The organism is Acinetobacter ursingii DSM 16037 = CIP 107286 (assembly GCF_000368825.1).
Taxonomy (GTDB): domain Bacteria; phylum Pseudomonadota; class Gammaproteobacteria; order Pseudomonadales; family Moraxellaceae; genus Acinetobacter; species Acinetobacter ursingii.
Map to the genome: position 1 here is coordinate 69,744 of NZ_KB849717.1, position 13,121 is coordinate 82,864.

10 protein-coding genes are annotated in these 13,121 nt (G+C 40.2%); 3 read left to right on the forward strand and 7 right to left on the reverse strand.

Going from position 1 to position 13,121, the window contains the following annotated elements:
* Positions 1-11: 11 nt before the first annotated feature.
* Together dnaX and F944_RS07895 are read right to left on the reverse strand one after the other, a co-directional pair.
* Complete coding sequence (gene dnaX / locus F944_RS07890; RefSeq protein ID WP_004989108.1) at positions 12-2,267, reverse strand: DNA polymerase III subunit gamma/tau; 2,256 nt, start codon at positions 2,265-2,267, stop codon at positions 12-14.
* A gap of 103 nt (positions 2,268-2,370) precedes the next feature.
* Complete coding sequence (locus F944_RS07895) at positions 2,371-3,873, reverse strand: SmvA family efflux MFS transporter (RefSeq protein ID WP_004989110.1); 1,503 nt, start codon at positions 3,871-3,873, stop codon at positions 2,371-2,373.
* A gap of 121 nt (positions 3,874-3,994) precedes the next feature.
* Here F944_RS07895 and F944_RS07900 point away from each other — a divergent pair, with 121 nt between their 5' ends.
* Together F944_RS07900 and F944_RS07905 are read left to right on the forward strand one after the other, a co-directional pair.
* Positions 3,995-4,588 carry a TetR family transcriptional regulator gene (locus F944_RS07900; RefSeq protein ID WP_004989111.1) on the forward strand — a complete coding sequence of 198 codons (594 nt, stop codon included), beginning with the start codon at positions 3,995-3,997 and terminating at the stop codon, positions 4,586-4,588.
* Between the two features lie 69 nt (positions 4,589-4,657).
* Positions 4,658-5,173 (forward strand): GNAT family N-acetyltransferase, encoded by a 516-nt coding sequence (locus F944_RS07905; protein WP_004989113.1) that lies wholly within the window; start codon positions 4,658-4,660, stop codon positions 5,171-5,173.
* A 1-nt stretch (position 5,174) separates the two neighbouring features.
* On the opposite strand, the gene F944_RS07910 is transcribed toward F944_RS07905, so the two are convergent.
* The 3 genes from F944_RS07910 to F944_RS07920 form a co-directional block, all read right to left on the reverse strand.
* Positions 5,175-6,437, reverse strand: a complete 1,263-nt coding sequence (locus F944_RS07910; RefSeq protein ID WP_004989115.1) for a serine hydrolase domain-containing protein — start codon at positions 6,435-6,437, stop codon at positions 5,175-5,177.
* Between the two features lie 62 nt (positions 6,438-6,499).
* Positions 6,500-7,354: a MaoC family dehydratase gene (locus tag F944_RS07915; protein WP_004989116.1), complete on the reverse strand. Its 855-nt coding sequence runs from the start codon at positions 7,352-7,354 to the stop codon at positions 6,500-6,502.
* A 112-nt stretch (positions 7,355-7,466) separates the two neighbouring features.
* The gene (locus F944_RS07920) at positions 7,467-8,858 is read right to left on the reverse strand and encodes a 3-oxoacyl-ACP reductase (RefSeq protein ID WP_004989118.1); all 1,392 of its coding nucleotides are present in this window, start codon (positions 8,856-8,858) and stop codon (positions 7,467-7,469) included.
* A 241-nt stretch (positions 8,859-9,099) separates the two neighbouring features.
* Between F944_RS07920 and F944_RS07925 the strand changes: the two genes are divergently transcribed.
* Positions 9,100-10,656, forward strand: a complete 1,557-nt coding sequence (locus tag F944_RS07925) for an acetyl-CoA C-acetyltransferase (protein ID WP_004989120.1) — start codon at positions 9,100-9,102, stop codon at positions 10,654-10,656.
* Positions 10,657-10,748: 92 nt separating this feature from the next.
* Here F944_RS07925 and F944_RS07930 read toward each other — a convergent pair whose 3' ends face one another.
* Both F944_RS07930 and F944_RS07935 read right to left on the reverse strand, forming a co-directional pair.
* Positions 10,749-11,753 carry an alpha/beta hydrolase gene (locus F944_RS07930; RefSeq protein WP_004989121.1) on the reverse strand — a complete coding sequence of 335 codons (1,005 nt, stop codon included), beginning with the start codon at positions 11,751-11,753 and terminating at the stop codon, positions 10,749-10,751.
* 214 nt (positions 11,754-11,967) lie between these two features.
* Positions 11,968-13,095, reverse strand: coding sequence for an OmpW/AlkL family protein (locus F944_RS07935; protein ID WP_004989122.1), 1,128 nt, complete (start codon positions 13,093-13,095; stop codon positions 11,968-11,970).
* Positions 13,096-13,121: the final 26 nt, after the last annotated feature.

Sequence of the window (13,121 nt, forward strand, 5' to 3'; positions counted from 1 at the left end):
AACTAGCTTTATCATGGTTTTAACTGGATATTTTGTAACTCACCTTGAAATGTTTCCAATAAACTTTTGACCACAGGATCTTTTTTCAACAAATGTTCGGCTCGTTGAAAGGCTTTTTGTTTACGTTCCGCTTGTTTTACAAATGGCGTGATACCTGAAACTTCAGCATATTGCACTGAAAACTGGGTATTTGGCCACAAGGTTTTAATTTCAGTTTCCAGTGCATGCTGTAATTGCGAAAGCATACCTTCGTATTGCTGCGGAATGGTAAATGTACATAGTCCGTCTATTTGACCTGACATCAGACCATGCTGTGCCAACTCCTGAACAGCAGGTGAAAGCTGGCTGTTTCTAAACCAATATTCCCACTTTTCCAGCGTCCATTCACCATCAAGAACCTCCACAGAAAGTTTAAGAATTTCTTGTGGCATTAAATCTTCATGACGCGACGCAACAGGTTGATGTTCTTCAAACTGTATAGTTTGGGCAGTGGATTCAAAATTCATTGCGGCGTCAGTAGCTGAAATGCTCGGATTTTGGGCACTTTCATATAGATTTTCTAGAGGTTTACTGGAGTCTTCAATATTTTCTGAGAGTGAAGATACCAGTCGATCTGATGAAACATTCTCTAATGAAACAATACCATCTTGAGCCAAAAGCATATCTTGCTTTGCCTCGCCCAGAGGTTCGATAGATTCAACTAAAAAACAATCCTGCGATGGATCAACTATATCTGATTTAGTTAAGAGTTCTTCTACAGGAAAAACCTGCATCTCATCGACCGACATCGCTGGTACAGGTTTTTCTGTATCGAATCCAATCAACTCATCTGAATTTGCATCAAAGACCACCACGCTTTCTTGTGTGTCAGTTGCAGGTGCAGGAGAAGACGCCAACGCTTCATGATCCATGGCAATCAATTGCTCTGGTTCTTCAAAGGCTTGAGATTCTTCCTCAAAATTTTCAGTATTGATTAGGATTGAACTGGCTGCGGCTTGATCAGGTTTAGAAGATATTTGCTGAATATGCGAAACAGCCGTCAAATCATCTTTGGGCAAATCATGTGCGGGTAAGTTATCTGCGGAAAAATCATGTGCGAATGTTGATGTGTTTGCTTCAAAGCTAGGCTGTACAATTTCAGATGACATTTCTGAAGGTTGTTCAAGCACAACTTCATCGATTACTAAAGGACGAAATGCCAACAAACGTAGCACACACATCTCGAAACCTTGTTCTTGAGTCACGGCGAGTTGTAATTCTGCTCGACCTTTACAGGCAATCTGATAGTAAAGCTGTAAATCCTGAGCCGACACCATTTTTGACAATGCTAAAATCTTTTGATTGATTTCCTCACTGTATTTGAGGCTTAACTCAGGTAAATATTGCAACAAGGCCAGCTCATGTAAGGTGGAGATCAACTGATCTAACACCAAAGAAACATCAAGCGCTTGTTGGCGGAATTGTAATAATAATTGGCTGACACGCGCCTGTTGATTTTGATGAATCGCAATGATCAGATCATAGATAATGGTACGATCAATCAGCCCCAACATTTCCTTAACATCTTGATGATGGACTTCACCTTGCCCGTAGGCTATGGCCTGATCAGTTAAAGACAAAGCATCACGCAAAGACCCTTGCGCCGATTCAGCAATTTGCCAAATCGCATCTTTGTCTGCACTGATCTGTTCTTTGTCTAAAATAGTCGTCAGATGTTCAGTAATTTCATCTACAGCTAAAGGACGCAAGGTGAATTGTAGGCATCGAGAAATCACCGTAATCGGTAGCTTTTGCGGATCTGTGGTTGCAAATAAAAACTTCACATGTTCAGGCGGCTCTTCCAGAGTTTTGAGCAAGGCATTAAATGAATGTGTAGACAGCATATGCACTTCATCAATCAAATAAACCTTAAAACGCCCCTGAGTTGGTGCATAAGGCACATTGTCCAAAAGCTCACGTGTATCTTCTACTTTGGTCCGGGATGCCGCATCAATCTCGATCAGGTCAATAAAACGACCTTCATTGACAGCGCGACAAGTTGCACAAACTTCACAAGGTGTAGAAGTAACGCCTGTTTCACAATTTAGACATTTCGCCAAAATACGCGCTATGGTCGTTTTACCCACGCCGCGCGTACCTGTAAACAAGTAGGCATGATGCAAACGTCCACGCTCAAGCGCACTGGTGAGTGCGCGCGACACATGGTTTTGCCCGACCAATTCAATAAAATTACGAGGACGGTATTTTCTAGCCAGTACTTGATACATGAATGCTCCTTAATGTATTTATAAGGATACTGTTTTTTTGCCCGATAGTGAATGAATTCAGCAACAATACATCAACAAGCAAATATTAAATAAACAAATTGTTTTAATAGCTATTCTCTTCATCACTTACTTGCTTAGAAGGCAATGCCCACCACACAAAACCAGATAAAATTAAAAATAGGCTTCCTGCAATCGCAAGTACTTTCGCATGTGAATGACTAAAGGCATCTGATGCTGCCTGAGTCAATGCGAGCACTAAGCTTTTATCATCGAGTTGTTGTGCAATTTGCATCGCTTCAGCAATTGAATGACTTGCTGTTTGAGCTAACTCAGATGGTAAACCATGTGGAATCAATAAAGATTGCGTATAGAAAAAAGAAAGTAAAAGACCAAATATTGTAATCCCTAAACCCGCACCGAGTTCGTATGCCATGCCCTCTATTGCTCCAGCTGCGGTTGCTTTGTGTGGAGGCACAGCAGTCATAATCGCAGCAGTTGATGAAAGCAATGCAATTTCAACGCTGATGCCCATAACAATCATGAGACTCCAAGTTTGCAAATGTTGTGTATCAAAATTAGTAAGCGCAAAACCCCATAGACTAAAGGCACACATCATCATCCCTAAAGTGGCGACTGGGCGAAGTCCATAACGATTCATTAAAAAACTGGTAAATGGCCCACCCAAGCTAATCGCAATCATAAAAGGTAAAATAAATAAGCCTGCCTGCAACGGCGTATAACCATAAACAAACTGTAGTTCTTGCGACAACAAAAGCTCGAATCCGACGAGCGCGATCATCGCCACAATCGCCATCACCATGCTGGTAGAAATCACAGGATGCTTAAACAAACTAAAATCAATCATTGGACTTGCTGATTTTAACTGCTGTTTAACAAAGAGGATCAAAGCACCGAGTCCAATCACAAACAATAAAATAATGAAATAATTCAATTCATGCATCGCTGTTTTAGCGGCATAAATGATCATTAAAATTGCACTGACTAAAATAAGCGCCTGTAACAGGTTTAAAGGCTGCTTAGATTCAACTTTTTGTTTTGGTACGATCCAAACCGTTAAAATGAGTACGAGGATAATGATGGGCACATTTATTAAAAACACAGCGCCCCAATCAAAATGCTCTAAAATAAAACCACCGAGTAGCGGACCAAAAGCTGCTCCACCGCCACCAACTGTTCCCCAAATCCCTAGCGCATAATTACGTTGTCTTTCATCTAGAAAACTGTTGCGAACACCTGATAATGTGGCAGGAAGAATCATGGCAGCGCCTAACCCAAGTAAAGCGCGAGCCAAGATTAGCATATCAGCCGATTGAGCCAATGCCGCCATTAAAGATGCCAGACCAAAGATTGTCGCCCCAATGATCATTAAGCGCTTAAAACCAATACGATCCCCCAACGCCCCCATGGGCAGAATAAAACCTGCCATAATCAAGGAATAAATATCCATGACCCAGAGCATTTGGTTATTACTGAGTGCCAAAGTTGCGCTTAAGGTCGGAATTGCGACATGCAAAATAGTGGCATCAATCGAGACTGGCAAATAAATCAAAACGATGATTGCAAGAATTATCCACTTGCGGTACATAAAACACCCAATTTAAAGTTGGACACTTGTTCAAATTAAAATCATTATACTCAAACTTGAACAAACGTCCAACTTTTATTAAACTTGAATTCGATGATGATAAATATTGAAAGCCAAGCGAATGAACTATTTAAATCGTGAACAACGTCGTAACATGATTTTAGCTGCTGCTAAAACTTTGGCATTAAAAGAAGGTTTAAATGCATTGACCGTTCGGGCGATCGCAACGCAAGCACAGGTTTCTACTGGTCAAGTTCAACATCATTTTGAGTCTGCCTCACACTTAAAAGCGCAAGTTTTTATTGAATTGATGGATCAATTGAATGAACTTGAAGCTCAGGTACTTACAGATTCATGGCTTCAACGTATTTCTTTACTATTGGGTTGCGAAAATATCGAGCAAACTCAGCCTTATTTACGACTTTGGAATGAAGCTGAAATTTTGATAGAACAAGATATCGAAATAAAAAAAGCCTATAACCTCACCATGCAACGATGGCACAATGTATTGGTGCAGTTGATTCAAGATGGGATACAACAAAAGCAGTTTAAAATGCTTGAAACGACAACCGCTCAAGATGTGGCATGGCGACTCATTGCTTTTGTGTGTGGTTTAGAAGGAATTTATCAACTTGGTCTACAAGGCTTAGATGAGCCATCGTTTCAACGTCATGTGGAAATCATGATTAAAATGGAATTAATGAATTCAATCTAACTTTATATTTGCAAATGATTATTATTTATATATGATAATTAAGTTCTTTAAACATATATAAATTTTACTATGTTTGCTACTCCAAGTCTTAGTTCTCCTAGACTCAATATAGAAACTTTTAAGTTACAGGATTGTCCTGATATTTATCCATGCATTACGTCAAGTTTGACTCAATTTATGTCTTGGGAGCCAGCAAAATCTTTTGCGGAATTTGAGTCGATTGGTAAAAGCTGGATACATGCTCAAACTCAAGGCACAGATCAACATTTTGTGCTAAGAGATAAAAGCTCTCAAAAGTTTATTGGCTTAATTGGCATTCACCGTATCCATACTCAAACGCCTGAATTTGGTTTATGGATACGTGAAGATGAACACGCCAAAGGCTATGCCAAAGAAGCATTGAAGTCGATTTATGATTGGGCGGTTTTAAACCTTGGAAGTGATTATTTTGTTTATCCCGTCGCAGAACAAAACTATGCTAGCCGAAAACTTGCAGAGGGTTTGGGGGGAAGCATCAACCGTGTCAAACAACAACCCAAATATATTCAGATCACTTATCACATTCCTGCAAAGCTGAAAATTTAAATTAAAACCAGCCCTTACGCCCTGTTAATATCAGGTCTCCACAACGCAAGGTTTCTTGAGTCAATCCCCATAAACGATAATCCCCCGTGATCGAACCAATTTTAAAATTATGAGTATAAGCAAAGCTTAAGTTTCGATCTGGATCGCACCATGCTCCCGAACCATTATAACCGATGTGTCCAAAGCCATTTTTTGTACGTTTGCCCATCGTTAAAACGCGATGATAACCCAGTCGCCAGTTCATCGGAATCGGCATGACTCTATCTCTTGCATAACTTTGAATCGTACTCAGTTGCTGAAAAACCTCTGGCTGAATGAAGGTCTGACCTTCCCATCGACCACCATTGGCAAGCATTGCGTAGATCTTACTTAGGCTATTCGCTGTAAAAGTACCATTGGCAGCAGGAATAATCGCTTGCAGTCCCTCATCACTAAAGAAACTAAAATTTTTCATTCCTTTTGGGATCATCGCATCCTGAAAGTCTTGTGGATTTTGTCCAGTCCATGTGACTAATTTATCGGCAAGAGAAGGTTTATGTGCTTTTGCTTTTTTTGTTTGAGCGTCTTGAGGTTTTTGTTCAGTTGATCTTTTTTGTGGAATTAATCTAGCAACACGATTCAACTCTGAACTCGGCACACCAAAAAATGCACCGTCTAATTGTAAAGGTTTAACCAAATAAGTTTGCATTAAATCGGATAAACCGCGTCCAGTCGCTTTTTCAAGCGCGCCCCCTACTAACCAGCCAAATGTTAATGCTTGATAAGCATTGCTTTGATTAACAGCAAAACGTGGCGTCGCTTGTTCAAACACCTGTAACATATGTGACCAATTCAGCATTTCACGTGCATCCTCAATCAAATTGCGAATGTCGTACAAACCGCTTTGATGACTCAATATATGTCTGAGTGTGATCTGCTCTTTATTGTTCTGCCCAAACGCTGGCCAATAATGTGCAATTGGAATGTCATATTCTATCAAGCCCTCACTGACTAAAATATGTGCCAAAGTTGCTAATACACCTTTTCCAGTTGAGTAACAAACAGAAAGCGTCTCATCATTCCATTGTTCAGTCTGAGATTTTTTCCCTGTATAAATATCAACCACTTTTTGCCCGCGAAAATAAACGGTTAAAGCTGCTCCGCCTTGTTCAGTCCGCGCATCCTGCAAACGGCTAAATTGCTCTGCCAAATCGTGAAAACGCTGATCAATCAAACCATGATAATTCTGTTTATCTGCAAATAAAATTTCTGTTAAAGCGCTCATTCTTGTTCCCTCATTTTTTCTAGTTTTATATAAAAAGCCCGAATTGATCGGGCTTTTGAAATTTACAAAGCGCTGACCGTCCCTGAAACATGCGGTTTTTTAGACTTTTCATTGCGAATTAAAAAATCAGTTTCCTTTGGCTGCTCTGCTGTCAAAAACTCAACTTTTGATGGCAAATACATTGGAAGTTTAAACCATACATCTGCTTCATAAGCGTCTGGTAAGTTGATATTGGCCAAAGCCTTAGCTTTACTCCACATTCCATGCGCAATCGCCTGTTTAAAACCAAAGGCTTTTGCCGTCACCGCATGAATATGGATGAGGTTAAAGTCGCCTGAAACTTTGGCATAACGACGACCTGTATTTTCTGCAATATCCCAGACTTGTTGAAGTTGATACTCTGGTGTTCTGCTTTCTTTTGCTTTTTCAGTAGTCTTTTTTTCTGTCTTTTGACGAGACAAGTAAGTGGTTAAACCTTGCATCACCACTTCATTGCCCACCTTTGCAGTAGTAATGAAATCAAATTGAACGCCTTTATCATGCGGCTTTAACTCGCCAAATTTACAAGATAATGTTAAACGTTCATCTACTCCAATTTTACGTGTTTGTTTGACTTGATTACGAATATGAACCAAACCTAACACTGCAAATGGAAAAGCTTCTGTGGTCATCATATGCATCTGTAGACTCTGCGAAAGCACCGCTAAATAAATCGCAGGAATAAAACCATCATTTTTAAAGCCACAAACTTCATTATAAGCTTGCAAATGTTTCTGATCGACTTGAAATGAATCCACCACATATTCAACCTGTGGCAAAACTTTTGGACCCGTTGGCTTTTTAAATACCAGACCTTGAATGACTTTTGGATAAGCCAGATACGGTTTAGGAAGTTGGCTAAAATGGCGTGTATTCATGGTTGACCTTATTCAATTTTTATAGATTTACAATGAGGATACCCTCTCCTTAATGATAAAGAGAGGGCGAATATTATTCTATTTTCAAAGCGACCACATAAAAACTAGCAAATTATGCGCCGAGTAAGCTTTGCCCACAAACACGCACAACATTACCGTTTAGACCAGTTGATGCAGTTGATGCGTACCATGCGATTGTTTCCGCAACATCAACAGGTAAACCACCCTGATTCATCGAGTTCATACGACGACCAGCTTCACGAATCGCAAATGGAATCGCAGCGGTCATCTGAGTTTCAATAAAGCCTGGCGCAACAGCATTGATAGTAATACCATTTTTCAACGTTGGCGCAGTAAATTTCACCAGACCAATTACGCCTGCTTTAGATGCAGCATAGTTGGTTTGTCCCAAGTTCCCTGCAATACCACTGATTGAAGAAACGCAAACAATTCGACCATTTTCATTCAAGCCATCATTAGCCAGTAGATAGTCATTGATACGTTCAGCCGCTGACAAGTTAATGTTAATTACCAGATCCCAAAGCTCAGGCTTCATATTGGCCAAAGTTTTGTCACGTGTAATACCAGCGTTATGTACAATAATATCCAAACCGCCCTGCTTTGCAGCAGCCGCTTTAATTTTCTCACCTGCATCAGCCGCAGTAATATCCAGACCTAAAGCCGAGCCACCAATTTCCGCTGCAACGCGATCAAGATCTGCTTGCTGCTGTGGTACATCCAGACAAATAACGTGTGCGCCATCGCGTGCCAATACATGTGCAATTGCTTCACCAATACCACGACTCGCACCAGTGACCAATGCAGTTTTACCTGCCAATGGCTGATTCCAGTCTACTTTTACCACATCTGCTTTAGATACACGGATCACTTGACCAGAAACATACGCTGAACGTGGAGAAAGCAAGAAACGTAAAGTTGATTCGATATTATCCGCCGCGCCTTCATCCACATAAACGACTTGTGCAGTAATACCTTTTTTGAATTCTTTACCAACAGATTTTACAAAACCTTCAAGCGCACGTTGAGCAATTGCTTGTTTTACAGTTTTTGCTGATTCTGGTGTGGTGCCAATCACAATCACGCGACCAGAGCTTTGAAGCTGACGTGCCACTGGATTAAAGAATTTATACAGTTCATTCAACTGTTCAGAGTTTTGAATACCAGACGCATCAAAAACCACTGCTTTAAATTTAGACTCTTTGTCACCTGAGTTAAAAGCACGTAAATTTAAACCAACTTTTGCGGCAGTTTGTTGTAACTCTGCATTATTGCCTGCATAGCTGTCCGCATGGATATTACTCAAAACCTGCGCAATTGCGCCAGATAAAGAACTTGAAGGCGCAGCACCAAGCAATACAGCACCATTAATCACAGGTTCTGCACTTTCAAAACGATCTAGCACCACGGGTGATGGTAAACCTAAATTTTTTACGACAAATTTACCAAGTGGTGATTGGGTAAATGCCTGGTATTGATCAGTCATGGTTATTATCTCTCATGCAAAAAATGTATGTATAAACTCAGCCAGATAATTGCTGTTTATATCCCTTGTTGGAAACTTGTGAACATATAGGTTCATGGATTTGAATAAAATAATACTTGAGTTAATCTTGATATGTCTTGACCTGAATGCAGTCTAGAATGTCATTCTAGTCAATACAGGTCTATTTTAATTATGTTAATGTACACCGCAAGAATATCATAAACATGCTTGGAAAAGCCTTATGAGCAAAACAACTCAAGACAATCCACAAGAGCAAACAGCACCGACTAATACTGCTTCGGATACTGTGTCAAATACATCAAAGCGCACTCCACGCGCAACTAAAAGTACAGCTTCAGGTACAGCGAAAGCAACCTCTGCAACCGCAACCAAAACACCACGTACACGTGCAAGCACTGCGCGTACAAAAACGACTGCTGCAACCAGTAAAACGCCAGCTAGTACAAAAGCATCAACTTCAACTAAAGCGCAACCTTCTGTTCAACAGGATCAAAACATGAGTCAAAACGCAATTCGCCGTGTCGCCATTATTGGTGGCAACCGTATTCCATTTGCCCGTTCTAATGGCGCGTATTTTAAAGCATCTAACATGGACATGCTGACTGCTGCATTAAATGGTCTGGTTGAACGTTACAACCTTCAAGGTCAACGCCTTGGTGAAGTCGTTGCGGGTGCGGTACTGAAACATAGCCGTGATTTTAATATGACCCGTGAGTGCGTACTGAACACTGCCCTTGCTCCAGAAACACCTGCTTACGATATCCAGCAAGCTTGTGGTACAGGTTTACAAGCTGCTTTTGCCGTTGCCAATAAAATTGCACTGGGTCAAATCGATGTCGCAATTGCTGGCGGTGTAGATACAACTTCGGATGCTCCTATCGCATTTGGTGACGGGTTACGTAAAGCTTTGCTTGAATTGAACATCGCAAAAACAGGTAAAGATCGCTTAAAGGCTTTAACTAAAATTAATTTGAAAGAATTGATGGATGCGCCAAAAAATGGTGAACCACGTACAGGTCTTTCAATGGGCGATCATGCTGCAATTACCGCCCTTGAATGGAATATTGGTCGTGAAGAACAGGATGAACTTGCTGCATCTTCTCATCACAAAATGGCAAAAGCCTATGAAGAAGGTTTCTTCGACGACTTAATTACCCCGTTTATGGGTCTTGAGCGCGACAATAACTTACGTCCAGACTCATCAGTCGAGAAACTTGCCAAACTTAAGCCTGTTTTTGGTAAAGGTGAAAATGCGACCATGACAGCGGGTAACTCTACTCCACTGACTGATGGTGCATCTGTTGTTCTTTTAGCTTCTGAAGAATGGGCGAAAGCAAACGGACATGAAGTATTAGCATACTTAAGCTTCTCTGAAACAGCAGCGGTTGACTTCGTAAATAAAAAAGAAGGCTTATTAATGGCACCTGCTTATGCAGTTCCGCGTATGCTTGAACGTGCTGGTTTAAAACTACAAGATTTCGATTATTACGAAATTCATGAAGCATTTGCATCACAAGTGCTTTCTACACTTAAAGCGTGGGAAGATCCTAAATTCTGTAAAGAGCGTTTAGGCTTAGATGCTCCTTTAGGTGCGATTGACCGTTCGAAATTGAACATTCACGGCTCTTCTTTAGCTGCGGGTCATCCATTTGCTGCCACAGGTGGTCGTATCCTTGCGACTGCGGCTAAAATTCTCAACCAAAAAGGTTCAGGTCGTATTTTAGTCTCGATCTGTGCCGCTGGTGGTCAAGGTGTTGTCGCCATTGTAGAAAAATAAGTTTTATTTATTTTCTACCAATGCTTTGAAAAAAATCAGCATCTTATTTGGATGCTGATTTTTTTTATAATTACTTAAAATTCTAATCAAGTTCAAGAATGACGTTTGAGGAACTGGATCGACTGATCAAAAACCTCATGACTGGCTTTAAACCGCAAATTAAAGTTAAAATCATGATTAATATTTTCGGCATAATCTTTGGCGTATATTTTCGAACTCACATCAACACCTAAATTTTTAAGCTTTTTAACCAATGGTTTAGTCTGAGTTTGAGTCAAAATATCCTGATCTGTTGCACTAAAATACACGGGTGGAAATTGCGCTGTGACCCATGGATAAGCGGACATCAAGTCTAATTGTTGATCCGTAGGATGAGGATAGCCACTGTATTGGGCAATGACGCTTTGTGCGCCCCAAGAAACGATTTTTCCAGCTTTTGCACTTGCGTGGTATAACGTTTTTAAATCATAAACACCACTATGTAAAACGAGTCCCTTCACACTTTGAGCAGAAATAGACGCTTTCAAATTCAGCTGCTCTGCCATTTTAGGCGCATTTAATGCGGCAACATAACTACTCGTAATATTTGCACCTGCGGAATCACCACTAAAAAATACACGAGATAAGTCGATTGGTAATTGATTTTGGTGTTGAACAACATACTCAACTGCCTGATTTAACTCTAATACCTGTTGAGGATAAGCGGCTTGTGGAACTAAAGTATATTCAACATTGACTACCAAAAAACCTTGATCCGCAATCATTTTCGCATAGGGCAACATACTCTCTTTATTACCAGCAACCCAACCACCACCATGAACCAGAAAGACCACAGGAATCTTCTGATCGACCAGCACTTCAGGATAAATAATATCCAATCTTTGACTCGACTGATCGCCATAATTTAGATCAGTTTTAACAATGAGCTGTTGATTAATATTTTCTTTGGCGTATTGTTCAAGATATTGAACATTCTCTCGAGTTTGCTGATTATCCATTAATTTCGCGACCAGCGTGGTGGGTAAATTTTGGCAACCTGATGAGAAGATCAATAAACCGAAAGCAAAGCAAATCTTCATTTTTTTCAATTGTAACATCTAAACATAATCCATAATTTGATAATGTGCATTTTAGCCTTTTAAATATGCGAGCTATGCATACCAGAAAGTAAGTTGAGCTGTGAAATTTTATGCGCGATTAATCATTCAAATGTAAAAAAGCTTTGTTATTTTGCTAAACTAAAAAAGCATGCCCATCATTGTATTGATCAGCATGCCAGTATCAATAAAGTTTTAAACCTCGACACTAAAATTAAAAACGATAACCTACCCCCAAATAAGTAATGATAGGGTCGATATCCATTTTGGTCGTGGCATGAATTAGTTGTTTGTTTGTATTGCTATCAAACACATTAATCGTGGCCTTATTATTGAGTTTTGCATAAGACACTGAAGCCACTGTATACCAATTTGGCGTGATATCATAAGTAAATCCAGCAGTTACAATCGGTGCAATCGCATCATCTGCGTCAACATCCACCACTGGATTTGCACTGGATTTTTTACCGTCTAATGCAGCACCTGCCTGTCCATCATGAATATTTTGAATCATGTGACCTGCGGCTTCCAAGTCAGAGCGTATACCAGAGTTTAGTTTAATATCACTAAAATGAGCATACATTACCCCCGCGCCGACATAGGGTCTAAACTTATTTATGCCCGCTCTACCCCACTGATATTGGGCTTCCAGTGCAGGTGTCCAAGCACGTACCGTTGCGGCTTTGCCGTAAGCATCTAAATTGGTAATAGGAATGTCTTTTTTTAGTCCAAGATTATCCCCAATAACACTGCCAGCCAAACCACCTGGCGCAGCAGAACCTGTCAATGGTGCTTTAATAAACCCTTTACCGTTAATATCAACTTTAGGAGGAATACCTCCAATAAATTGCAATGAAACATTTTCATTTAAATAATAGTTAAAAGTTAGACCAAGAGTATCTACGTCATTCGCTTCTAATCCGCTTCCTTCATTTTGCCAATGATCAATGCCATTAATTGTAGCTACTCCAGACGTAACTGGGGTGACATTACCTTCAGAATCAACAAATCCCAGTAGCTCCCCAACACTTTGCCCACCGCCTTCAGGTTTTTTAAAGACTAAATCCAAAATATCTTTAGCGTTTTCACCTGTAGATGGAAGAGTAGCGTCTGGATCAACAGCACTCATAAAAGCAGGGACTGAGATTTGACCAACATTGGCTTTAGTGCCGCTTGGAACAGAGGTCGAGATATCAAACGGATTTGCTTTTCCCTGTGGCATTACATGTAACCACCCTGCTGACACTGAGAACCTTTTAAAATCAGCTGCATGTACCGCAGAAATGCATGTTACACCAATCAAACTGCAATACATTGTTTTGTAAAATATTTTACTTTTCATATTATATTCCCTTTATATTTAGCTCA